This window comes from Halomonas lysinitropha, assembly GCF_902500215.1.
Classification (GTDB): Bacteria; Pseudomonadota; Gammaproteobacteria; order Pseudomonadales; family Halomonadaceae; genus Halomonas; species Halomonas lysinitropha.
This window is the reverse complement of the sequence record NZ_CABVOU010000008.1, coordinates 1-212: the sequence shown is the minus strand read 5'-3', so window position 1 is coordinate 212 and position 212 is coordinate 1. Positions and strand designations below refer to the sequence as shown.

The following is a 212-nucleotide window of genomic DNA, read 5'->3' as shown; positions in this document are numbered from 1 at the left end:
CGATGTCATCGCCGTCCATCGCCAGGGTGATGGGGTTGCCGTCACTGCTCAGCCCGGTGGCCGTCAGACCCTCGCCAATCGACAGGCTGTAGCTCAGCGACGCATCGGTGCCGTCATCATCGGCCCCCATGTCCTGGGTCAGCCCGAACAGGCCCGAGAAATCACCGCTGACCGTATCCTGGCCTTCCACCTCCGTCGTGGCCGGGTCATCC

The 212-nt window shown here is 65.6% G+C and carries 1 protein-coding gene; it reads right to left on the bottom strand.

All coding sequences use genetic code 11. The features are described 5' to 3' along the window. A partial coding sequence (locus tag HALO32_RS17885; RefSeq protein WP_192576400.1) for a hypothetical protein occupies positions 1 to 212 on the bottom strand: 212 nt, incomplete at both ends.